The organism is Crenalkalicoccus roseus (assembly GCF_004761865.1).
GTDB lineage: Bacteria > Pseudomonadota > Alphaproteobacteria > Acetobacterales > Acetobacteraceae > Crenalkalicoccus > Crenalkalicoccus roseus.
The window spans coordinates 1-214 of record NZ_SJDM01000010.1 but is presented as its reverse complement, the minus strand read 5'-3'; the positions used below and the strand labels follow the sequence as shown (position 1 = coordinate 214).

The window sequence follows — 214 nt, the reverse complement described above, 5'->3', positions numbered from 1 at the left end:
CGGCGCGCCCCGCCCCGCCCCCCGCCGAGCCCGTGCCCCTCCTCCTGGCGCGTCCGGCCGAGCCGCCCCCGCGCCCGGTGGCGGAGCCGCCGCGCCCGGTGGTGCAGGCCGTGGCGGCCCCGCCGGCGCCGCGTCCGCGCCCGCCGGCCCCGCCCTCCCGTCCGCCGGCCGAGGTGGCGGCGCTGCCGGCCGTCGCCGCACCGCTGCCGCCGCC

At 89.7% G+C, this 214-nt stretch carries 1 protein-coding gene; it reads left to right on the top strand.

Annotation, left to right across the window (positions count from 1 at the left end; translation table 11 throughout):
* Positions 1-32: 32 nt before the first annotated feature.
* Positions 33-214: hypothetical protein (locus ET526_RS22700; protein WP_204623588.1), on the top strand; the 182-nt coding region annotated here is incomplete at its 3' end.